The 23,878-nt window shown below is 39.5% G+C and carries 18 protein-coding genes; 4 read left to right on the forward strand and 14 right to left on the reverse strand.

Annotated features, from left to right (window positions below; genetic code table 11):
* Positions 1-22: 22 nt before the first annotated feature.
* Positions 23-2,815 carry a leucine--tRNA ligase gene (gene leuS / locus WAE64_RS13590; protein WP_340237306.1) on the reverse strand — a complete coding sequence of 931 codons (2,793 nt, stop codon included), beginning with the start codon at positions 2,813-2,815 and terminating at the stop codon, positions 23-25.
* 159 nt (positions 2,816-2,974) lie between these two features.
* Between leuS and WAE64_RS13595 the strand changes: the two genes are divergently transcribed.
* On the forward strand, positions 2,975-3,892 hold the full coding sequence (locus tag WAE64_RS13595) for an SAM hydrolase/SAM-dependent halogenase family protein (protein WP_340237310.1): 918 nt from the start codon (positions 2,975-2,977) through the stop codon (positions 3,890-3,892).
* Between the two features lie 62 nt (positions 3,893-3,954).
* Here the strand turns inward: WAE64_RS13595 and WAE64_RS13600 are convergent, their stop codons facing one another.
* The 10 genes from WAE64_RS13600 to WAE64_RS13645 form a co-directional block, all read right to left on the reverse strand.
* On the reverse strand, positions 3,955-5,112 hold the full coding sequence (locus WAE64_RS13600) for a PAS domain S-box protein (RefSeq protein WP_340237313.1): 1,158 nt from the start codon (positions 5,110-5,112) through the stop codon (positions 3,955-3,957).
* 271 nt (positions 5,113-5,383) lie between these two features.
* Positions 5,384-5,944 carry a translation initiation factor IF-3 gene (infC, locus tag WAE64_RS13605; RefSeq protein ID WP_340237314.1) on the reverse strand — a complete coding sequence of 187 codons (561 nt, stop codon included), beginning with the start codon at positions 5,942-5,944 and terminating at the stop codon, positions 5,384-5,386.
* Positions 5,945-6,085: 141 nt separating this feature from the next.
* A complete protein-coding gene (thrS, locus tag WAE64_RS13610; protein ID WP_340237315.1) occupies positions 6,086-8,035 on the reverse strand; it encodes a threonine--tRNA ligase in 1,950 nt (649 codons plus the stop codon).
* 53 nt (positions 8,036-8,088) lie between these two features.
* The gene (locus WAE64_RS13615) at positions 8,089-9,315 is read right to left on the reverse strand and encodes a tetratricopeptide repeat protein (RefSeq protein WP_340237316.1); all 1,227 of its coding nucleotides are present in this window, start codon (positions 9,313-9,315) and stop codon (positions 8,089-8,091) included.
* A 135-nt stretch (positions 9,316-9,450) separates the two neighbouring features.
* Positions 9,451-10,347 (reverse strand): class I SAM-dependent methyltransferase, encoded by an 897-nt coding sequence (locus WAE64_RS13620; RefSeq protein WP_340237317.1) that lies wholly within the window; start codon positions 10,345-10,347, stop codon positions 9,451-9,453.
* A 27-nt stretch (positions 10,348-10,374) separates the two neighbouring features.
* On the reverse strand, positions 10,375-11,913 hold the full coding sequence (locus tag WAE64_RS13625; protein WP_340237318.1) for a hypothetical protein: 1,539 nt from the start codon (positions 11,911-11,913) through the stop codon (positions 10,375-10,377).
* 244 nt (positions 11,914-12,157) lie between these two features.
* Positions 12,158-13,795 (reverse strand): hypothetical protein, encoded by a 1,638-nt coding sequence (locus tag WAE64_RS13630; RefSeq protein WP_340237319.1) that lies wholly within the window; start codon positions 13,793-13,795, stop codon positions 12,158-12,160.
* Entirely contained in the window at positions 13,788-14,195 is a 408-nt protein-coding gene (locus WAE64_RS13635) for an EVE domain-containing protein (RefSeq protein ID WP_340237320.1), read from the reverse strand. Before WAE64_RS13635 ends, WAE64_RS13630 begins: the two co-directional genes overlap by 8 nt.
* Before the next feature lie 66 nt (positions 14,196-14,261).
* Positions 14,262-15,074: a 1,4-dihydroxy-2-naphthoyl-CoA synthase gene (gene menB, locus WAE64_RS13640; RefSeq protein WP_340237322.1), complete on the reverse strand. Its 813-nt coding sequence runs from the start codon at positions 15,072-15,074 to the stop codon at positions 14,262-14,264.
* 60 nt (positions 15,075-15,134) lie between these two features.
* Complete coding sequence (locus tag WAE64_RS13645) at positions 15,135-15,605, reverse strand: DUF2452 domain-containing protein (protein ID WP_340237323.1); 471 nt, start codon at positions 15,603-15,605, stop codon at positions 15,135-15,137.
* Between the two features lie 345 nt (positions 15,606-15,950).
* Between WAE64_RS13645 and WAE64_RS13650 the strand changes: the two genes are divergently transcribed.
* From WAE64_RS13650 to WAE64_RS13660, 3 genes are all read left to right on the forward strand, one after another.
* Complete coding sequence (locus WAE64_RS13650; protein WP_340237324.1) at positions 15,951-16,421, forward strand: QcrA and Rieske domain-containing protein; 471 nt, start codon at positions 15,951-15,953, stop codon at positions 16,419-16,421.
* A gap of 67 nt (positions 16,422-16,488) precedes the next feature.
* Complete coding sequence (locus tag WAE64_RS13655; protein WP_340237326.1) at positions 16,489-17,589, forward strand: AMP-binding protein; 1,101 nt, start codon at positions 16,489-16,491, stop codon at positions 17,587-17,589.
* Positions 17,555-18,280, forward strand: coding sequence for a hypothetical protein (locus WAE64_RS13660; RefSeq protein ID WP_340237328.1), 726 nt, complete (start codon positions 17,555-17,557; stop codon positions 18,278-18,280). Before WAE64_RS13655 ends, WAE64_RS13660 begins: the two co-directional genes overlap by 35 nt.
* A gap of 101 nt (positions 18,281-18,381) precedes the next feature.
* Here WAE64_RS13660 and WAE64_RS13665 read toward each other — a convergent pair whose 3' ends face one another.
* Genes WAE64_RS13665 through WAE64_RS13675 form a run of 3 tightly spaced genes read right to left on the reverse strand, consistent with a single transcriptional unit; the run spans position 18,382 to position 23,577 of the window.
* Positions 18,382-18,855: a hypothetical protein gene (locus WAE64_RS13665; RefSeq protein ID WP_340237330.1), complete on the reverse strand. Its 474-nt coding sequence runs from the start codon at positions 18,853-18,855 to the stop codon at positions 18,382-18,384.
* 41 nt (positions 18,856-18,896) lie between these two features.
* Entirely contained in the window at positions 18,897-20,366 is a 1,470-nt protein-coding gene (locus WAE64_RS13670) for a SusD/RagB family nutrient-binding outer membrane lipoprotein (protein WP_340237332.1), read from the reverse strand.
* A 40-nt stretch (positions 20,367-20,406) separates the two neighbouring features.
* Positions 20,407-23,577 carry a SusC/RagA family TonB-linked outer membrane protein gene (locus tag WAE64_RS13675; protein WP_340237334.1) on the reverse strand — a complete coding sequence of 1,057 codons (3,171 nt, stop codon included), beginning with the start codon at positions 23,575-23,577 and terminating at the stop codon, positions 20,407-20,409.
* Between the last annotated feature and the right edge of the window lie 301 nt (positions 23,578-23,878).

Consider the following 23,878-nt stretch of genomic DNA (forward strand, 5'->3'; position numbering starts at 1 on the left):
TAAATATTCCCTAACAGAATTATCAAATCACCACATTCACAATTCTTTTCGGTACTACAATCAGCTTTTTAGGTACGTTGCCTTCTAGCCATTTGATTACGTTTTCGTTAGCTAATACGCCTTTTTCTATATCTTCCTTGCTCATATCAGCCGGGAACGAAATAGTAGTACGTACTTTACCATTTATTTGAATCGGATATTCAAACGAATCTTCTACCAAATGATTAGCATCAAACTCAGGGAAGCTCTGTTGCGTAACTGTACCTTTTTCGTTACCAAGAATCTCCCATAACTCCTCAGCAATGTGTGGCGCATACGGCGACAACACAATAACTAATTGTTCCAAAATAGCCTTTTTAGAGCATTTAAGGTCAGATAATTCGTTCACACAAATCATAAATGTACTTACCGAAGTATTGAACGAGAAATTCTCAATATCTTCCGATACCTTCTTGATAGTTTTGTGTAATGCCTTTAATTCTGCTTTTGTTGGCTCGGCATCTGTTACAATAGATTTACCGTTCTGGTCGAAGAACAAGCGCCATAGTTTGCGTATAAAGCGGAAAGTACCCTCAATACCACGAGTATCCCAAGGTTTACTTTCTGTCAATGGCCCTAAGAACATTTCATACAATCTGAAAGTATCAGCACCGTACTCATCTACTATATCATCAGGATTCACAACATTGTAAAGCCTTTTTGACATTTTCTCTACCTGTGAGCCACAAACATATTTATCATCTTCAAGAATAAACTCAGCGTTGATTAAATCTGGTCTCCATGTTTTAAATTTCTCAACATTCAGGACATCGTTCTTTACCAAACTAACATCTACGTGAATTGTAGTTGTTTCGTATTGATTTTTTAAATTGTAAGAAACAAATACAGGGTTTTTATCTGCACCTTCACTTGATTTCAAACGATAAACCAAGCTAGAGCGTCCTTGAATCATACCCTGATTTATTAATTTCAAGGCATATTCTTCTTGTGGTACGTGGCCTCTGTCTTTCAGGAATTTGTTCCAGAAACGGCTGTACAACAAGTGTCCGGTAGCGTGTTCGGTACCACCCAGGTACAAGTCAACATTCTGCCAGTAATCAATGGCTTCTTTCGATGCAAACTCGTTTTCGTTTTGCGCATCCATGTATCTGAACCAATACCAGCTACTACCAGCCCAACCTGGCATAGTGCTTAGTTCGTATTGATTCCCTTTATAATTCCAACCTTCGGCACGGCCTAGCGGTGGTTCGCCATCTTCAGTAGGTAAATATTTGTCGATTTCAGGCAATACCATTGGTAAATCCTGCTCGTCAATCAAATACGGTAATTCATCTTTAAAGTATACCGGAACAGGCTCTCCCCAATAACGTTGGCGGGCAAATACGGCATCTCTTAAGCGGTAATTCACCTTTCCTTTACCAATGCCACGTTCTTCTAATGAATCGATTAGCTTTTTGGTAGCCTCTTGGTAACCTAAACCGTTAATAATACCAGAGTTAATATATTTACCCTCTTTGGTAGCATCGGCTTGTTGGTCAATATCTTGTTGAGAATCTAAGATTGGCACAATCGGCAAGCCAAAATGTGTAGCAAAATTCCAGTCACGTTGGTCGCCTGATGGTACACCCATTACAGCACCTGTACCATAACCAGCCAATACATAATCAGCAATCCAGATTGGTACTTTCTCACCGCTGAACGGATTAATACAATAGCTACCTGTAAAAGCACCTGAAACCTTCTTCACGTCAGACATACGGTCTAGCTCAGAGCGTTTCTGTGTTTCAACTATATAATTATCAATACTTTCTTTTTGCTCAGGCGTTGTCAGTTCTGCAACTAGCTCATGCTCAGGCGCCAAAACCATAAAAGATACACCATAGATGGTATCAACACGGGTTGTGAAAACCTCAATCAGTTTGTCAGGTGTATTTTCTATTTCAAATTTCACCATAGCGCCCACCGAGCGACCAATCCAGTTACGTTGTTGTTCTTTCAACGAATCTGACCAGTCGATGGTTGTTAAGCCACTAATCAGGCGATCGGCGTATGCAGTGATGCGCATCATCCACTGTTGCATTTTTTTCTGAATCACCGGGTAGCCACCACGTTCAGAAACGCCATCTTTCACCTCATCGTTCGATAATACCATACCCAAGGCAGGGCAGAAGTTAACCACCGCTTCTGACAGATAGGTAAGGCGGTATTTCAACGAAACTTTATATTTTTCTGTATCCGATAATGCATTCCATTCTTCGGCTGTAAAGGCTGTTACATCATCGTCACAAGCTGCATTTACACCTTTGGTGCCATTCTGAGCAAACTTTTCATAAAGTGTTTCAATGGGCTCTGCTTTGTCGGTATCTTTATTATACCAGCTTCTGAACAACTCCATGAAAATCCACTGCGTCCATTTGTAGTACTTAGGGTCAGATGTACGCACTTCACGGCTCCAGTCGTAGCAGAAACCGATTTTTTTCAACTGGCTGATATAAGTAGTGATATTTGCTTCGGTTGTAATAGCCGGATGTTGCCCTGTCTGAATTGCATATTGCTCGGCAGGCAAACCGAATGAGTCGAAACCCATCGGATGAAGGACATTAAAACCTTTGAGTTTTTTGTATCTTGAGTAGATATCGCTGGCAATATACCCGAGCGGATGGCCTACGTGCAAACCTGCTCCCGATGGATACGGAAACATATCTAATACATAGAACTTTGGTTTTGAATGGTCAATCTTAACTTCATAGGTTTTGTTGTCTTCCCAGAACTGTTGCCATTTCTTGTCAATGTCACGATGGTTAAACTCCGACATAAAATTTATTATAATTGTGTATATGAGCGGTTGCCGCCCGATGTTAGAATGAAATTTTTTGCAAAAATAGCATTTTAAGGCTGTAAATTGTTTAATTTGTCAAAAGATTATGACTAAAACTTATCTTCCATTCGCTTCAATAGCCAAACTAATATGCTTATGATACGCAAAATTTTACTTGTTATTCTCTTACTTTTTATCTTGGGTACATTAGGCGTTTTTTATATTTTCTCCGATAAATCCGAATCGCCTTTGGTTTTAATTACCGATTTTGGCACTAAAGATGGTGCTGTGGCAGCCATGAAAGGCGTTGCACTAAAACTAGCCCCCGAATTGGTGATTCATGATTTAACGCACGAAATACCCGTTTTTAATGTCTGGGAAGGAGCCTATCGTTTGCAGCAAACAGCACCTTACTGGGCACCGGGAACGGTATTTGTAGGCGTAATTGACCCCGGAGTAGGCACTGAACGTAAATCGATTGTTCTTAAAACCAAGGCTAATCACTACTATGTAGGGCCAGATAATGGCTTGTTTACACTCGTAGCTGAAAGCGAAGGTATTGAAGAAATAAGGGAGATTTCGAGTGCAAACCGACTACCAAATTCGCAGAACTCTTATACTTTTCATGGCCGAGATGTGTTTGCTTATACAGGTGCTAAACTGGCATCGGGTAAGATGAGTTTCAGCGAGGTAGGAGACTTGATTCCTAATAAGCAATTGTTGATGCTTCAATATGCCAAGCCTGCCTTTGCAAGCAATATAGTAACAGGCGGAATACCGATTCTGGATATTCAATATGGTAATGTATGGACAAATATTGACAACAAAACCTTTGAGAAACTAGGTGTAAAAGAAGGCGATATGCTCACTGTTAAGATTTTAGAAAAAGAAAGGATAGTATTTCAAGGCTTAATGCCTTATGTACACACGTTTGGCGATGTAAAAGAAGGCGACAACCTGCTTTATATAAATAGCCTGCTGAACCTTTCTATCGGGATAAACATGGATAGTTTTGCCAAAAAATATGGTGTTTCGAGCGGTGCAGATTGGCGTGTGGAAGTGAGCAAGCTATAATCTCAAAACTGAAGCGTATGTTTAATTTATGTTTTAAACATACGCTTTACCTAAGCATATTTTTATGATTTTAACCCTCGTAACTGGCTTTCAAGATTAGCAATATAGGCCGATTTCTCCTCTTCAAGCTGTTTCATATCTGTTAAATCTCTTGTTACTTTGGTAAACCCTATTACTTCATTATTAGCATCATGTATGGCAGTGATAAGAATACTTCCCCAAAATTTTGAGCCATCTTTTCTCACTCTCCAGCCTTCATCTTTCGAAAAACCGTGATTTCGGGCATATTCAATTAATTTTTGCGGACGGTTGTTTCGTAAATCTTCTTCTGTATAAAATGTCGAAAAATTTTTACCTATTATTTCAATATTCTTGTAGCCTTTAATTTTTTCGGCTCCTTTGTTCCAATTTTCTATATTGCCTTCTTTATCTAAAAGAATAATGGCGTAATCTTCAATTTCTTCTACTATTTTATGAAATCGGGTTATTCGTATATCTTTTTCAGCAATGGTTTCATTTACAATAGAGGCAATTTTGGTATCCAGATTATTACTTGCTTCAATTATCATTGCCACCCATTCTTCATTTACATCCTGATAGCCATCTTTAATAAGATTAACCAAGCCCATAATAGTAGCCAATGGATGCCTGATTTCATGAGATTGTATCTGTGCAATCTTATATAAAGATTTATTACGTTCTTCTATCTCTTCTACTTGTAATTTTAGCAGCCTATGGCTTAAGTCAAGTTCCATCAAATGCGTAATTTGCCTTGATAAAATCTTTAGTGTCTTTTGCTGATAGGGTGAAATAACGCTTGGTTTTAAATCAAATAAGCAAAGAGAGCCAATTTTCAAGCCACTACTTATAATGATAGGCGCACCTGCATAAAACCTTATTTTTGGGTCAGAAAATACCAAAGGGTTATCAATGAATCTGCTGTCTTTTGTTGCATCTTCTACAACTAGCAAATCATCTGCTTTTATTGCATGTTGGCAAAATGAGGTCTCTCTGGGCATGATGTGTAGATTTACTCCTGTGCGAACTTTAAGCCAGTTTATTTCTTCATCCAGAAGAGTTAAAATTGCCACAGGTTTTTCACAAAGTTCGGCAGCTAAATCTACTATCTCTTGGTATTCCTTTGATTTATCGAAATCAATTTGAAGAAATTGGTGGACAGCCTCAATTCTTCTTTTTTCAGCTAAACTTAAATTATCCATTAAAATCGCAAAGTATATTAAAACAAAAATTATATGGTATTAGAGTTTCATAAAGATTGGAAGTCACAGAAGAAAAGCTGATGCAATGTTACATGACAAGAATTGTGCCTGAAAGGGCAATTCTAGCAACTGCATAGCATTATTAATTTTAATTTAAGGATAGCCGTATTTTAACGAAATAATCCTAAGCAGCTACATAATTAAAAGAAAACACAAAAAAGATGTATCAAATGAATGATACATCTTAGACTAAAATCTATATAATAATTTCTTATTTTTTCTGAGTCTTAGGAGCGATGAAAACAATCATACGCTTGCCTTCTAGTTTTAACTCTCCTTCTGGTTTGCCATATTCGTCAAGCCCGGCAATAAAGCGTTTTAAAAGCTCTACTCCTTGGTCTTTGAATACAATCTGGCGACCTACGAAGTGCACATAGGCTTTTACTTTGGCATTTTCTTTCAAGAAACTGATAGCGTGTTTTAACTTGAAATTAAAGTCATGGTCATCGGTTTGAGGGCCGAAGCGGATTTCTTTAATGACCGTTTTAGCAGCTTTGGCTTTTATTTCTTTCTGCTTTTTCTTTTGGTCATACTTGAATTTAGAATAATCTACAATTCTACAAACTGGTGGATTGGCAGTAGGAACAATCTCTACTAAATCGAGGCTTTGGGCTTGTGCCATTGCCAAGGCTTGAGCAGTATCAAATATTCCTTGCTCAATGTTGTCTCCGACTAATCGGACTTGAGGTACACGTATTCTTTGGTTAATACGATGTTCGTCTTCTTTCTGTACTGGTCTTCTGAAATTACGATTGAATGGTTGTTGTGCCATTTAACGATTTTAAGGTTGCTAATAATTGAATTTTACGAAATTATAAACTATAAATCATAAAAACAAACAATAAGACCGATTATTAATCGATTTCTTATGCCAATTGTTTGTTTTTATGATTAAAATGTATTAAACATTACATTATTTTTGCCCGAACTGCGGAATATTTTTGTTAATCTCCGCTTTGGCATAAGTAATAAATTCTTCGATACTCATTGAGCCTAAGTCTCCTTCACCTTTTCTGCGAACCGACACTTTGCCCTCTTCGGCTTCTTTCTCACCTACAATAAGCATCAAAGGTAATTTATTAACCTCTGCATCACGAATCTTACGACCGATTTTCTCATCTCTATGGTCAACATATCCTCTGATGTCGTTTTCCTGCAAAGTCAGGAATACATCGTTGGCGTAGTCTTCATATTTTTCTGAAATCGGCAAGATGGCAATTTGGTCTGGCGATAACCACAATGGAAAATTACCGGCAGTATTTTCAATCAGAATCGCAATGAAACGCTCTAGTGAGCCAAAAGGTGCACGGTGAATCATTACCGGGCGGTGCTTTTGGTTATCGGAGCCTACATATTCTAACTCGAACCTCTGTGGTAACTGATAATCAACCTGAATAGTTCCAAGCTGCCATCTTCTACCAAGGGCATCTTTCACCATAAAGTCTAGTTTTGGGCCGTAGAAAGCGGCTTCGCCTAGCTCTTCAACAGTTTGCAAACCTTTTTCGGCTGCAGCTCTGCGAATAGCGTTTTCGGCGCTGTCCCATGCTTCATCGGTTCCAAAATATTTTGTTTTGTTTTCAGGGTCTCTTAGCGAAACCTGTGCCGAGAAATTTTCGAAGCCCAATGCTCTGAAAACATACAATACAAGGTCAATTACTTTCTTGAACTCGTCTTCCACCTGGTCTTCACGACAGAAAATGTGTGCATCGTCTTGCGTAAAGCCACGTACTCTAGTTAAACCATGTAACTCGCCACTTTGTTCATAACGATACACAGTTCCGAACTCAGCCAAGCGCAAAGGTAGCTCACGGTAGCTGCGTGGGCGTGCACGATAAATCTCGCAGTGATGCGGGCAGTTCATCGGTTTCAGCATAAACTCTTCACCTTCTTCAGGTGTTGTTATGGGCTGAAACGAATCTTTACCGTATTTCTCCCAGTGACCAGAAGTTATATATAATTGTTTACCACCGATGTGCGGTGTAACAACCTGCTGATAACCAGCTTTAACCTGCGCACGGCGTAAGAAATTCTCTAGCCTTTCTCTGAGCATAGCACCTTTGGGCAACCATAAAGGTAAGCCTTTGCCTACTTTTTCAGAGAATGTAAACAACTCAAGTTCCTGGCCTAGTTTACGGTGGTCACGGCGTTTGGCTTCTTCCAGAAACTGAACGTAATCATCAAGTTCTTTTTGTTTCGGGAAAGTGATACCATAAATACGAGTCAGCATTTTATTGTTCTGGTCGCCTTTGAAGTATGCACCTGCCACATTCATGATTTTGGCTGCTTTAATAAAGCCTGTATTCGGAATGTGTGGCCCACGACACAAATCAGTAAAATTACCCTGGCGATAGAAGGTAATAGAACCATCTTCCAGCCCTGATAATAAATCGAGTTTGTATTCGTCGCCTTTTTCTTCAAAATACTTGATGGCTTCGTCTTTAGCCATCGGAATACGCTGATACTCGTTTTTCTGACGAGCAAGTTCCAGCATTTTATCTTCTATTTTCTTGAAGTCATCGTTAGATATACTAACACCATTGGTATCAACATCATAATAGAAACCGTTTTCTAATGGAGGACCAACCCAGAATTTTACACCCGGATACAAGGCTTCCAATGCTTCGGCCATTAAGTGAGCCGACGAGTGCCAGAATGTCGATTTACCGTCGGTATCATTCCACGTCAAAAGCTGCAAGGTTGAGTCTTCTTCAATAGGTAGATTGGCGTCCTGAACTTTTCCGTTCACTTTGGCGGCCAATACATTTCTTGCCAACCCCTCGCTGATAGAAAGGGCGACATCGTAACTCGAGCTTCCTTTAGGATATTCTCTTACGCTTCCGTCCGGTAATGTAATTTTAATCATAACACTGGTTGTACTATATATATTAATAATCAATAATGGGTGTACTTTTCTGTTTAGAATCCGATTTTACGGGTAGAATCGGTTTTTACGTTCACTTTTGCCTTAGGTTTAATGGTATTTATTCTGAGGCGTGATGTATCCAAAAGCTTTTTGGGTTCTTCAACAACTACCGGCTTTGGTGCAGCAGGTGTTGGCCTTCTGACAGGCACAGGCGCTGGTTGGTAATCGCCATAATTGGCATTTACAAGACCCGAAACTCTATTCAGAGCAAGAATCGCCTGTTCATCGTTCGGGTTTTTCTCTACTGCTTCTTTAAGGGCATCTTCGGCTTTTTGCATATTGCCTAGCTGCTCTTGAGTAAGCCCTATAAAGTAGTCAACTTTAGGAGTTGCTTCATTAATTTCAAGTACTCTTTCATAGGTTTCAAGTGCTTTTTCATAGCTTTTCCATCGGTAATAAATAGCCGCAGAGTAAAGCAATACATCTGTGCGTTTATTATCAATGCTTGCTGCTCGCTCATAATTAACCAAGGCACTATCTAAACGGCCAACCTTAAAATAAACCAGCCCTCTTTCAACATACAAATCAGCAGCACTGTTTGGAAACTGTGCTATGGCAGATTTATTTACGACTAAGGCCGAGTCATACATCCGGTAGTTCTGCAATATCTCAGTTAGTTTTGAATAACCTTCTCTGAAAGATGGTTTCATTTCAACTGATTGGTTAATCAACGAAATGGCACTTAGGGTATCGCCTTTACGGGCGGCTAGCGTTCCTTTATAAAAATAGGTTTCGCCATCATAAGGTGCAATCTGTAAAGATTTTGCTAGGTATTTTTCTGCAGAAACAAGGTCGTTTTTTTGCTGAGATAAATCTCCCAGCAAAGTATATAACTCTGGCGTATCAATGTTCAAGATTTCGGCACTCTGGGCAAACGAAAAAGCCTCGCTGTACTTTTTCATCTTTCTGAGAATCAAAGCCTTTACAAACAAGTATTTTCCGGTATTTTGTTTTAGTTGGTCGGCACGGTTTATATCTTCCAATGCTCGTTCCGCATTACCCGTTTTAAGAAAAACACTAGCACGCTTAAAGTAGTTCTCTGCCACACTCGGATTGCTTCTGATAGCCTCTGTCAAAGCATCAATCGCTTCTTTATTCATTACGCTTTCAAGCTGAAACGGCGAAGGCGGAATTTTAGAACGTTCACGATTCCCCTGTCCGCAGGCAGCAAGCATTACAGCTACAATCAGTAAAAAATATAAATTAAATTGTTTTTGCATTTTTTAAATGGCATGCTGCAAGGCATTCCGCAATATTTTTCACAAAAATCCGAAAATTTTCTAACAATAAAAACCTTTGCTGATAATATAGAGGCTTAATTTATGAGCTTTGCATAGATAATTATAATTATTCTCCTAAACCGAAGCAAAACGATAAAACACCCCTAGTGGTAAGCGTTTCTGGAAAGAATCTTGCAATACCAGTTCGCCCATTTCGGTGTTGGTAGCAGCAGGATAATTCTGCTTAATGATGGTTTCTGCAATTACAGCCGAAAAACCCATCGAATAGAGATTTAATATAAAAAAGAAGTTTTCGTCGTCAATCAGTTGCAGACAGCTTTTGATAAGCTCGTTGATGCCTTCTTCCAGAATCCACTTTTCGCCATCAGGACCACGGCCATAAGCCGGAGGATCAAGTATGATTCCGTTGTATTTCTTGCCTCTTTTTACTTCTCTTTTTACAAACTTAAGGGCATCTTCTACCACCCAACGAATATCAGTAAGCTGGCTTATATCCATGTTTTCACGTGCCCAAGAGATAGTTTGTTTAATAGAATCAACATGTGTTACATCGGCACCGTTGCCTTTAGCTATAAGCGATGCACCGCCCGTATAGGCAAAAAGATTCAGCACCTTTGGGGAGTCGATACCCATTTTCTGAACTTTATCTTCAATATATTGCCAGTTTTCGGCCTGCTCAGGGAAGATACCCACGTGCTTGAACGAAGAAAGGGAGAGCTTAAATTTATATTTACGGCCACCTTGTTCGTAGTTCATTAACCATTTTTCAGGCATTTTTTTTAGGTTATGCCATTCGCCTCTTTCATCGGGGCTTAGTTGGTCTTTCCCTTTGGTTTTTCTGAAAATAGCAGAGGCTTTTTTCTCCCAGGTTTCTTCACTCAACGATTTATCCCAAACCGCTTGTGGTTCAGGGCGTGCAAGTATAAAATCGCCGAAGCGCTCTAGTTTTTCGAAATTGCCCGAATCGATTAATTCGTAGGAACTTATTTTTGGCTGTAGAAGCTGATACAAGGTTAATACTTTTAAATGAATACAAAATTACTGAATCTTACTCAGAAAAATTATTTTTTTGGTATTTGTCTGAGGAAGCGAACGTTGCCCCTTTTTACGCTTGCTTGCTTTTATTTTGGGAGCATCTAAATCTTTTAAGGCCTCAAATTTAATACGACTTCCGTCAGCAATAAAATAATTTTCGTACCAATTTTGCACACCGTGGTAACTTGGCACAAATTGACTATTTTTGGCATCGACGGTTTCTTCCGAAAGTTTGTAGGTTGCAGGCTTTACAAAATCAGATAGATTGTTTACCGAAAGTGCTCCTTTAATACACACAGCCGTCGATTTATCTGCTGAAACAGCCATTGTTTCTTGTACCTGTGGCGAAACCTGATTCATTTCGATACGGTTTTGTGAAAGCATATTGCCGTCGAGGTCGAAACTTGCCACAAAACCAATCAGAAACTTATACCCCCTAAATACCTGTTTCGATTGTGACCGACTATAATTGTAATTTGCATTGCCATTACGGCCATAACTAGGGTAGGGGTCATAACCATTAAAATTAGGTGTGCTTGTGCTGGCTGACTGAAAGTTTGCTTGAAAAAAAGTACCACCAATTGTAATGGTATTGTGCCCAAATATTGGTTTTATGGGTAACAAAACAAAATTATCAATCAGCTTTTTCAGGTTCGCATCATCAATAGGAGGGGTGCCCTTCAAAAGTTGCCGATAGTCGTAAAATTTTGTGCTTGTGGTTTTACCGTCTTCAATCTTCGATAGATACATACCTTTAGCACCAGAGTTTGACTGGTATGTGCCCGAAATAACCTTAGTGTCAGCATCGATTTCGGTAAAAGTAGCCGTAAGTGGGAAGTTGCCTGCACTTGAGGCAATTGTATTTTTTGTAATGAGTTTCCCTGTAGTATCATATTGGGCATAAACTACGTAAGCATCTTTTATAAACTCACCTTTCTTTTTCTTTTCGTTGGTGTAGCTTACTTCTTTTATTGACCACAGGCTCTCTATGATATTCTTTGTGGCATCGTGCTTAAAATATTGCACTTGTGCTTTGCCCGTAAGCTCAGCAATTACAAAATCGCCCAAATCGGCATCAAAATTATATTTATAAAAAACTGCTCCTTTTTCGTTGACCCCTGCCATCAGGATTCGGTTTTTGAAAAAGACGTAGTCTTGGTCTTGAAAAAATTCTCTTAGTTCAAATCCTTTGTTTTCAAGCTTGCCATCTTTTAACGAAATACTAAAAACCTGATAGTACATCCCTTTTGTTTCGCTGAACATAAAGGTAACTTGGTCTTCGTCAACAGTATAAGAAGCAGGTTTTTTTTCAACGTCAAGAAACACTTCTGATTCCCACACTTTCTTCAAATCAGCATCAAACTTTACAATAACAGCCTTTGTAACATCTTTTTTTGCGAACAAAATGATACCATTCTGGCCTAGTGGAATGAGTTGCTGCCAAGTAGGCCGACCATTAATTTCAAATTCTACTGTTTTTAAAACCTGTGCCGAAACCCCAAAGCAGCTAATTAAAAAAATAATAATGAATGCTTTTCTCATCAATAATAGTTTTTCTTTTACCACCAAGTTAGAGCATTTTTAAATTTTGTTTTTCTGACCGAGAAGGACAGATTTTTTAGCTAGACAAGCGGCCGCTGCTGTGGGCGCGTTTTGCAGACGTAGCCAGCAGCTACACGGTCCGCCGTTGCGGTCGAAAAAACGCAACGAAGTATCGCTAAAAAAAATACCTTCGTAGGTCGAACAATAATTTTTAAACATGCTCTTAAGCCATTAAAGAAAGTCGTTAAAACGCTATCTTATTCAGATAAAACACTTTTCTTGAACCTCCCGTTTTGTTGGCTATTTTCTGATAACCCCAAGCCAGATAATAGTTCTGATGCCAGTATTCAAGGTCGTCGGTTGCGGTGTCTCTTATTCTGTCGCCTTCTCTCTCGGTGCCGACTTCAATTGTTTTATTACCTTCTATTACCTCGTTGCCTCTCACAATTTTGCTGGCTAATTTCCCTTTGTGGCTATATACAAGTGTAATATCGTTGTTATCGAGTTTAATCTTAACCTTCTCTTTTAGCTCCTGACTTTTTACGTTGTCAAAACTAAAGCTGTTATCCCATATTAGGTTGCCTTTTTCATCGAAACCTGCCACTACTGCGTGGGTATATTTAAAACCATCAAACTGTTGGTTGTTAAAGCCTCTGCTACCACCCCATAACCACGGATTCCATGCCCAAGAATTCAGACCATAGTATCGGTAGTAACCCATATTACCAAAACCATAAGGATAACCACCCCAGAATGGGCTGCCGTACATACCAGAGCCATAGAAATTATTGTTGTTTCTGAACTCAGGGTAAAATACTTCAGCTACTAATATATATTGGTTATCTTTCTGGATAATATCATGAACCAACACACGGTAGTTGAGTCTTAGGTCGCCGCCTTTGTCTTTTTTCTTAGATATTTGTCGTTCTATGCGGTCTTGTTGTTTTTGCGACATAAACTTGAAGAAATTCTTGAACTCTGTAAAACTGTGGAGTTTTACATATTCAGGGTTTTCTTCGTCAACCTTGCTTATGTATAAACCTTGCGACATAGGTACACCATTTGACTGATAGCCTTTGTAGCCATAGTTACCAATCATTAATTGAGTACCGTCGTTCAGAGAGAATAGCTTTCCTGTCAGCAAGCCGTAATCATCTTCGGGCTCAACGCTTAGTTGCTCTACTATTTTACCGTTGGGGTTAATGCGTTTCACAACCATATAGCTCGAGCGACCTTTCTTAACTGAATAAGAAACCACCAAGAGGTTGTTTTCCTCGTCGAAATCGAGAGATGAGATACTGGCTGTGCCTTTCAGTCCTCCTGCTAGAATACGTGGTTGAAGCTTTTGCAGATTCACGCTCATCAATACAGGTTCTTCTTTTACCATTCCGGCAAGATACGCAAAATCGTTATGCACCTTAAATTCAGATACTTCGAAACGAGAGATATTCTCGAAGAAAAACTTCTGCATTAAGCCTATTCCGGTAGAAACCTTAATAATTTGGTAAAGGTCACTATTGAATTTACTGAATAGAAAATAAACATCACGGCCGTCACGGCTGAAATCTACGTAAGATTGGTTTTCTTCCAAATCGCCGTTAATCGACCATGTTTGTTGTAATTCAGTATCAAACTTGGTGATATTAAATGTTTTCTTCGATGTTTTTGATAATATCAGCAAGCCCTCGTCCCCCAACGTGATAACCTGATACTTGTTATCGTCGCCATTGGTGGGTATTTCAATACGCTTAACACTCTGAGCGTAGGTAGCAGTTAAGTTTAAAAAAAGCAGTATGCTTGCAAGCAGGCATATTTTAATAATAGCCAAAGTGTTTAGGATACGCTTGCTGTTTAGTGGTTTGTATGTTTGATTACTATTCATAACTTTTAGCGACGATGATGTCGAACTCTTCTTTTTTTACTGGTTGTACCGAAAGTCGGGAAAAACGAATCAGTGCCATGTCTTGTAGTCTTTCGTCGGCTTTAATTTCTTTCAGCGTAACACCCTTCGGCAGTTTTTCGACGGGCGATAAATCGACAACTACCCAACGTGGGTCGTCTGTGGTGGGGTCTGGGTAAGATTCTCTGACAACTTTTGCAATTCCAACAACCTCAACGCCTTCGTTCGAATGGTAAAAAAGTACGAGGTCATCTAGTTTCATTGCAGCTAGATTATTCCTTGCAGCGTAGTTTCTTACACCGTCCCACATCCCTACGCCTTGATTAACGAAATCGTCCCAGGAATATTTGAAAGGTTCTGATTTTACGAGCCAATAGTTCATTTTAGATTAGTTTTATGGTTAAAATAAAAGCCCCAGTTACTGGGGCTAATAAGAGTATGTATACTGTTACGGGAACTTAGGGAATTTTTTAAAGTCTGGTTTGCGTTTTTCTAAGAACGACTTAAAGCCTTCTTTTGCTTCCTCCGATAAATAGTAAAGTAAAGTGGCATTTCCGGCTAATTCCTGAATACCTGCTTGTCCGTCGAGTTCGGCGTTGAATGAAGATTTCAACATTCTGATAGCCAATGGCGATTTGTCTTGTATTTTTCTACACCATTCAATCGTTGTTTCTTCCAGCTTATCTAAAGGTACTACTTTGTTTACCAAGCCCATATCGAGCGCTTCCTGTGCATCGTATTGGTCGCATAGGTACCATATTTCACGGGCTTTTTTCTGGCCTACAATGCGTGCCAGATAACTTGCTCCAAAGCCGCCATCAAAGCTACCTACTTTTGGGCCTGTCTGGCCGAAACGAGCGTTTTCAGCAGCAATGGTAAGGTCGCATACTACGTGCAATACGTGGCCGCCGCCAATGGCCCAACCTGCTACCGATGCAATAACAACTTTAGGGATAGAACGAATCATTTTTTGTAAATCAAGTACGTTCAGGCGAGGAATGTGGTCGTCTCCGATATATCCACCATGTCCACGAACCGACTGATCACCACCGCTACAAAAAGCTTTTCCTCCTTCGCCTGTCAGAATAATTACTTCAATTGAAGGCTCTTCTCTGCAAAATGCCATCGCATCTATCATTTCTTTGACAGTCTGAGGGCGAAAGGCATTGTGTTTTTCCGGACGGTTGATACTGATTTTAGCAATTCCTTCGAAGAAACTAAACTTTATATCTTCGTACTCTTTTATTGTTTCCCAAGTCATAATTTATCTTTTGAAATATGGTATAATGAAAATAATGTATAATGTATTTGTGAACTTTGCTTAGGTTAGTTCATCTAAATCTATCGTTTCTGAGCGGTCGTCTTCCTGAAAAAACTCTACTTTCCAGGTATGGTCGGCCAATAAAAAAACTTTTGCCAAAAACTGGTTGAACGGAAAAGAACGACCCCACTCTGATGGTGCAACCATCGATAGGATATCTGAACCATCTTTTTTCTCATATAAATAATAGATATGATTAATGATTGGTTCAAAGCCTATGGCGGCATCATAAATTCGTTCCGAAATATCAATTCTGTTCTTGATTTCTTTGGCTTGTTGAGCCAGCAGTTCCATTTGCTTATAAATCTTGTTTAGCTGCTCATTGGTTTGCTGCCGCATAGCCAGTTGGGCTTTGCCTTTTACTTTTCCGACGTCTTCGGGGCGTATTACCGCACTGCCTGCCGTATGGGCATATTCCATTAAACCCGGATTCTCGGCAACCTTTATTTTGTCTATCGGATTCTTTTCCATCTTGCAAATTTATTTTGAAAACTTTGTTTCTGAGCTAAATATTTAAAAAATAATGACTTTCAGTGCTAATTTTTCGAAATATCACGACTTTTATTAAAACCAAAGCATAGGGTTTTGAGTTTTAATAATAAATTTTTGCTTTTATTTATTTCTGCAAATATATAAATTATTGGATAAATTAATTTTTTATTTAGATATTTTTAGATTAAATATCTACTAATGTTGATATTAGTAGATTTAATAACTTTAGTTTTGTGCTTTGTTACTTTTTTATTCAAGTGTACGTCTTATACGTAGGCACAGTTAGAGGGAATATTTTCGACTTAATTAAACTATATACGATTTATGACTACCGCTACAGACAGTAAAACGATTGACAGAAAAGAATTTATGAAACAGGTGGGTATAAGCTTTGGTGCAATAATGCTTATGAACTGTTTGCAATCATGCGAAGGAGGCAGTGAAATACCCGACCCTGACCCGAATGGAAGCTCTGGGAAAGTAGATTTTACGATTGATTTGAATAATTCTACCTATACTAAGCTAAAAAGCAGAGGAGGGTATGTAGTAGTAAAGCCACAAAATATTATTGTTGCGCGTACCAACACCGATACTTTTATTGCTGTGAGCGCAATATGTACGCATGAGTCAGCTACGATTGATTACAGACCTGCAACTAATGATTTTCTTTGCCCAAATCACCAGTCAGAATTTAAGGCTGATGGCAGCGTACAGAAAGGGCCTGCCACTACTGCATTAAAGAAATATTCGGTTTCTTCTGATTTAACCAACAATACTGTGCGTATTTTTGAGTAAATTTGCATCATAGTATTAACTCTACCCTTCTTAATCAATTTAAGAAGGGTTTTTTATTGTTGCCACTATGATATTTTTAGAAAAAGACGGAACGATTATCAATACAGCACCCAATAACCTTTATTACCAAAAGGTTATGAAATTTAAAGAGGCCTGGGACTTAGGTCAGCAAAACTTCACTATCCATACATCCGGGTCAACTGGTATTCCTAAACCCATTACATTTACACGCCTGCAATTGATTGAGTCGGCGTATCTTACCGCCAAAACATTTAATCTGAGAGAGGGCGATACAGCGTTTTGCTGCTTGAGTGTAGATTACATTGCAGGAATGATGATGCTTGTACGTGCTTTTGAAATAGGCATGGATTTGATAATAGTAGAGCCTACATCAAGCCCATTTACAGGTATCGAAAAACATCTGTATCTACTTAATTCTAATCGCGGCCGAAACTTTTTTGCCTTTGTCCCTTTGCAGATTCAAACGCTACTTGAAGAGTCAGAACGCTCTTTGGAAACGCTCAATTCGGCCAAGGCCATTCTTATTGGCGGCGCGTCAGTCAGTGATTCACTAGAAGAGCAAATTCAAAAAATTAATGCGCCTGTATATGCTACTTATGGCATGACGGAAACCTTGACGCACATAGCAATAAAGCTTTTGAATGGCCCTGAGAAAGAAGATTTCTTTACGGTTTTAGAAGGTATTGAGATTGCACAAGACGAAAGAGAATGCTTGAAGATAAAATTGAAAGCAACAGATGATGAGTGGGTTGTAACCAACGATATTGTTGAGATACTAGAAGAAGGTAAATTCAGACTAGTTGGGCGGTTCGATAATATTATTAATAGCGGAGGGGTGAAAATTCAGCTTGAAAAAGTAGAAAAAATAGGAGAGCAGGTGCTAGCTGAATTAGCGTTTCAGGGGCGTTTTTTTGCCTACGGGGTGCCTGATAATAAGTTGGGTCAAAAACTGATTCTGGTAGTTGAAAGTAAAAAGCCTTTATCGAATGGTAACCAAATTGGCCTGAGTTTCTCTGAAAAATTACCTAAATTTGAAATTCCGAAGGAAATCTTTTTTGTTGAAAAACTGATTGAAACACCAACAGGAAAAATCGATAAAATTAAAACTGTCAATGTCTACGTTCTCCCTCAAATACCAAACATCTGAAAACATTCCGCCGCCATTTGCCCATGCAATTGAGCTGTCGGGAGAAATTGAACAAAACAAAGATTTAACTCTTTCTTTTGATCTGACCTATTTAGACCGTGACCTTCTGACAGAAGACGAAATCATGGACGAAGGATTTTCGGCAAATGACGATTTCAGTTGGAAGGGTACGCTACCCGATGTGTGGAAAGATATTTTATTTGGCAACCTGAAATCGGCCAAGCCATTGAAAATAAAAAATCTGGAGCCGCATCAGCATTTTTGGCAGGTAGATTTCAACGGACAATCGTTTTATCCGTCTAATGCAGATAAGCTTTCATATTTGCTTGAAGAAATTCAACAGGCTATTTTTGAAAAAGCAAAACGAGAACTGCCGCTACATCTGGTATTCTTTAGAAACCAAGCCGGCGAAAGCAAGGAGTTTACAATTAATGCCTCTTTTGCAGAAAGAAGCGTAGAAATTACCCGTAAAGAGAATAATGATGCTGCCAGAACATCTTATTTGCCTTGGGAAGAACTCAATTTTATACTGAAAAATACTTTCTCAGGCGAGTTTATTATGGATGTTGCCTTTAACCAGAAACCATCGCACAAAGGTACTTTTGTTAATATTGGTGATGGGTATTGGTATGAAGTCGGAAAGTCGCTACTGATAGAGCCTTACAAAATTCAGAAGATGTTTAAGTTGTAGGATTTTCACCGAATTCTATTCGATGATATTGGATACCATAAAAAAAACTCATCTCTAAAATTTGAGATGAGTTTAAACATTATCTATTCAACCTATGATTATTAATTCGCTCCCTGAATGCGAGAATACTTGGTAAAGGTTACACCTTTGTAAGTTCCCGTCCAGCTTAATAAAAGAGTAGTTGCCGCTGTCGGATTTGCTACTCCTAATTCTGCCCATGTTTTTTTAAGCGTCGCCTTGCCTGTGTTATCTGTAACCAGGTCGCTTATTTTGGTGCCGTTTCTCATTGATAACGAAATCGGTAACGATGTTACGGCAATAGAGTCAATACCTTTGGTATGGTCTAAAATATTTGTTTTGTCGAGCTCTAGTAATTTAATTGAAAACGTAACATCTTTCGATATTTTGTTGGCAACGCTTGGGTCGGTCGTCATACCCGACGAAGCAACACCGTTTTCATCTAATACTAAAAAAAGCAATGGAGCGACTACTCTGTCAACAAAAGGATCTTTCTTTTCGCAAGCCGACGTCAGGATAAATAGTCCTAGAAACAATATATATGCGGTCTTTTTCATGTTCTTAAAGTTTTAATTGGTAAATAAATCCTGCCAAAAAATTATTTTTCAGCCCACCATAATTTGGTTCTCATATTATCGGCACCACCATTCAACGAAATCCCTTTATCAAGGCTCGTTTTGTTCAACGAATACTCGGTAGTTGGGTATGGTAAGCGGGTTGGTAGCACGCCTTCGTTCTCAAATACCGCTCTTGGGTCTTTAAGTGGCAATACTGGGAAGCCTGTACGACGATACTCTGTCCATGATTCAACTGCATTACCAAACAAAGCAATCCATTTTTGGTCTAAGATTTTCTCTTTTGTAGCAGCACCAACAGTTGCATAATATTGGGCAGGCAATTCAACTTTGTATTGGTCGAACGACGCCTTGATACCTGCTTGCATATAAGCATTTGCATCGCCGCTTATATCTCCATCAATAGCAGCTTCTGCCAGAATCAATTGTAGCTCACTTAGCGTCATGATTACACTTGGTGTAGTGGCTTGTGTAAAATAACTACCCAGAGTTGATGCCGAGCTAAGGTAAGTAGTAGCAATGGCATCTGGCAGACCGTTAGGGATACCTTCGTAGTTTCCGGCGCCGTTTTTATTAGCAAATACCGATAAACGTGTGTCGCCTAGGCTGCTTAGTTTATCTACAAAAGTTTTGCTCATGCTCCAGTCAGTACGGCTACCCATTACCATTACTTCGTGCCACTCGTTGTTACTTGGGCGTGTTGCAGTGTTCTTCAAAATGGCATTATCGTCGTTGCTGGTAAAGATTGGGAACTTGGCAGCATCAGATAAAATTTCGGTCATTATCGCTTTCGATTCGGCAGGTTTCTTTGCAGCCTGACGGTTCGCCAGGCGGAGTCTTAAAGAATTGGCAAATTTTTTCCATTTCAGAATATTGCCTTCATACAGAATATCACCCGATATAGCCGGCCCGCCAACAGTTAGTTTTTCGTTAGCTACTTTCAAATCGTTCAATAAACCTGCATATACTTGCTCCATCGAATCATACTCAGGCACATAAATAGGCGTGCCATCTGTACCTTTCAATGCTTGTGAGTAAGGAATAGCTCCATAAAGGTCGGTTAGTACCGAAAATACCCAACTACGCATAACAATTGCTGCACCTTCATAATTGGCATTAGGCGTTTTGCCTTCAGGACCTGCTTGTTTAATGATACTCTGGAAGTTTACCAGACCATCGTTAAAGAACGATTTCCAGGTATTGTTATAAAACGTTGGCGTAATACCGTAGTTGTCGCCTTCGTTTGAATAAATGTTTCTTGCCAGGTATTGAATCCAGAGCATTGAACCATCAAGATTCAAGCGTTCAAATCTGGCGTTTCCGCCCCAGTATCTGTCAACCGATTTCTCGATTGCATAAGGTAACAGATATTGCGGGCTGATACTCGTAGGGTTGTTGGGGTCGGTATTCATTTCGTCGAAATCATCGGTACACGAACCTACCGAAAGCCCAATTGCAACAAATAGAGAAACTAATATTTTATATGATTTCATAATGTTTCAGGTTTAATGATAAAAAACTAATTCCTCTCGCTTAGAAGCCCAACGATAAGTTGAAACCTAGACTTCTTGATGATGGTAATTCACCATAGGCAAAGCCTTGAGAGTTACCTCCGAAACGGTCAACTTCTGGGTCGATATGAGGAGAGTTTTTAAACAAAATGGCAAGGTTTCTGCCCACTAAAGAAAGTTTCGCATTTTGTATTCTTGCTTTTTTCAATAATGCTTCCGGCAGACGGATACCTAGTGAAACTTCACGTAGTTTTATGTAGCTTCCATCAAAAATGGCTGCTTCGTGGTATCTTCTTGGGTTATTGTAGCCATATAATTGGTTTGCAGCAACAATCACATCGTTTGGTACGTATTGAGGGCTTTCGGCAGAGCCAATGTTTTTAACGCCTTTGCCAATGATACCTTCTTCACGACCGATAGCTGTTTCGGCATATTGGCCAGTCCAACGAGCAGTTCCTGTACCTTCATCATAGAAATCACCACCTTTTTTCACGTCAACCAATACCGAAAGGCTCAGGCGTTTGTAAGCAAAGGTATTTGAGATACCACCCGTCCAGTCTGGTTGAATGTTACCTAATACTCTTGGTGTTGTTTCAACAACCGGCAAGCCATCAACATACACAATTTGTCCGTCAGGTGCATGTTTAAAGCCGATACCATATAGTGAGCCATAAGGTTGGCCAACTTGCGCTATCGAAATCAAGCCTCTGCGTTCTTGCAGAGTATAAGTGGTAAGTCCTTCAGCCAATTCAACTACAAGGTTTCTGTTTCTGGCAAAGTTTACGGCTACGTCCCACTTAAAGCCACTAACTGATTCAAACGGAGTACCTGACAAAGTAATCTCTAAACCTTTGTTGTTTATCTTACCTGCATTCAATATACGTTTGTCGTAACCACTGGCTTTTGAGATTTCAACACCCAGAATCTGGTTCTTGGTTGTTTGGTCGTAGTAAGTAAAATCTAAGCCCACTTTATTTCTGAAGAAACGAAGGTCAAGTCCTAATTCAACTCCTGTGGTAATTTCAGGTTTTAGGGATGAATTTGCGATGGTGATATTTTCAAAGTACTCAGGAATTGAACCATTCCAAGAGCCACTGGCACGGAAAGTCTGTGCTAACTGATAAGGGTCAGCATCGTTTCCTACCTGCGCCCAGCTCGCTCTTACTTTACCAAAAGACAGGATATTCTTCGGAATATTAACCAAATCGGTAACAACCGCACTTGCTGAAACTGATGGATAGAAATAAGAACGGGCATTAGAAGGCAAAGTACTTGACCAATCGTTTCGTGCAGTTACGTCCAGGAATAGGGCATTCAGGTAGCCAAATTGTGCCGAGCCATACAAACTTTGTACGTTTGTTTTTTCGATACGGCTTGCTACTGAGTTTTGGCTTGGGTTAGAGTTCGACAGGTTATATACACCATCAACCACTAACTCGCCCACATTCGTAAAGTTTCTTTTGTAATAATTAGTTCTAAGAGCGCCACCGCCTTGTGCTACTATTGTAAAGTTTTTGCCAATGCTCTTATCAAAGCTTAACAAGAAATCGTGGTTACTTTCCTGACGACGAAGCACTTCTTCTGAAAATGTTCCCGGCGTTCTGTTTCCATTACGTACACGTTCAAAGTTTGCAATGTTAATTCTTGTGTCGGTCCACATATCGGTTCCTGAACGCAACATTAATTTCAGGAATGGGAAAAGTTTTGCATTTACGGCGATGTTACCAACAAGACGGTCTTTGTCGTTTTTATTTGGCAAATACTCGTTTGTATAAAATGGGTTGGTAAAATACGTATGTTGCCAGTTTGGTGGGTCGCTATCTGGTAAACGACCAGCTACTGCTCTTTGAATATGTACATCGGCATAATCTTTATAGTCGGCAAGTTGGTCCCAAGATACGTGTCTGTGCGACCAGATGAACGTATCACCATTTTGGTAAGTACGGTTACCACCTGACTTAATATATTCGCCTGAAACAGTGGCCGAAAGGTATTTGGTAAGGTTATAATTTGAGTTTATTTTAAAGTTGCTTCTCTCAAAACCGTTTTTGTATGCAATACCTTTTTGGTCTAGTCTATCATAAGCTAAACGGAAGCTACCTTTTTCGTTAGCACCAGATAAAGCAATATGGTTGGTGAAAGAAGTACCAGTTTCCCAGAATTCGTTCCAGTTGTTTGGTTGAGGTGTAAGTGGAGCAACCTCTTTACCGGTAAACCATTGGCGTACCAAACGGCCATCCATTGGCGCACCCCAGCTTTCGTCAGTTCCATCTGTACCGGTAGTTCTACCAGGGTTCACAAAGCCATACGCAGCTTTGTATTGGTCGTAAGCATCAGGTTGGATTGTACCACTCCAGCCATCTGAATACCAGGTTGTATAACCATTACCACCACCATAGGTGTTCTGGAAGTTTGGTTTTACCAATGGGCGTTCTGCCGTGAAGTTGGCATTGTATTCAATCCCTAAACCTTTTGAGCCTGCACCATCTTTTGAGGTAATCAGGATAACCCCGTTGGCAGCTCTTGAGCCATATAGCGCAGCAGCGTTTGGCCCTTTAAGTACCGAAATATCTTTAATGTTGTCAGGGTTAATCTCAGAAATCCCCCCGCCAAATTGTTTATCATATTGTTGTTGGAGCGGTACACCATCTAATACAATCAAGGGCTGGTTGTTACCCGAAACTGAAGATGAACCACGAATCTGGATTGTAGAACCACTACCCGGGCCGCCATTACTGCTAATTCTTACACCAGCGATACGGCCTGCTAATGAGTTAACCACGTTTGTTGAGCGAGCTTCAACCAGACTTTCGCCTTTTACTTCTTGTTGTGAGAAACCTAATGATTTTTTCTCACGAGAAATCCCCAGCGCAGTTACCACAACCTCATTCAATGTTTTTGAGTCGGTTGCAAGGGTAATCTGGTAGTTTGTTCTGTTATCTATTTTTTCTTCTATTGTCTGAAACCCAATGGCGCTGAATACTAATATTCCGCCAGATGCAGGAACTTTGATTGTGAATTTTCCGCTGGCATCAGTCAATGTTCCTATTGCTGTTCCTTTTAATGCAATTGAGACCCCCGGTAGCGCACCCTCTTCGATCGAACTTACTACTCCCGTCAGAACCTTGTCTTGAGCAAGTATACTTAACGGAAGAAGCAACATAACTGTCAGATAGTATAAGTGTTTTTTCATAAGTGAAAGGTGTTTGTAAAGGTTTAAGTAAAAACAATAGGTAAGCAACTTACGAAGCCGTCCGACTCAATCACTTCCTCGAATTTCCGACCGCTCAGCTTCGAGATTATGATTGAAGTCGGGAGCTACGTCAGCAAGAGAGGTGCAAGCCTATCTCTTCTTAATCTTTAAAATTTTATAGTTTAGTTTAGTTTAAAAAGTTTGTATTTTTTTCTAAAGGAAAAAGGATTCCCGGTACATAGCCTTTGAAGGCATGCAATTAGAGTAACTTGATTGTTAAGAGCTTTTCTGAATAATTTTA

It is taken from the genome of Emticicia soli, assembly GCF_037860775.1.
GTDB classification, from domain to species: domain Bacteria; phylum Bacteroidota; class Bacteroidia; order Cytophagales; family Spirosomataceae; genus Emticicia; species Emticicia soli.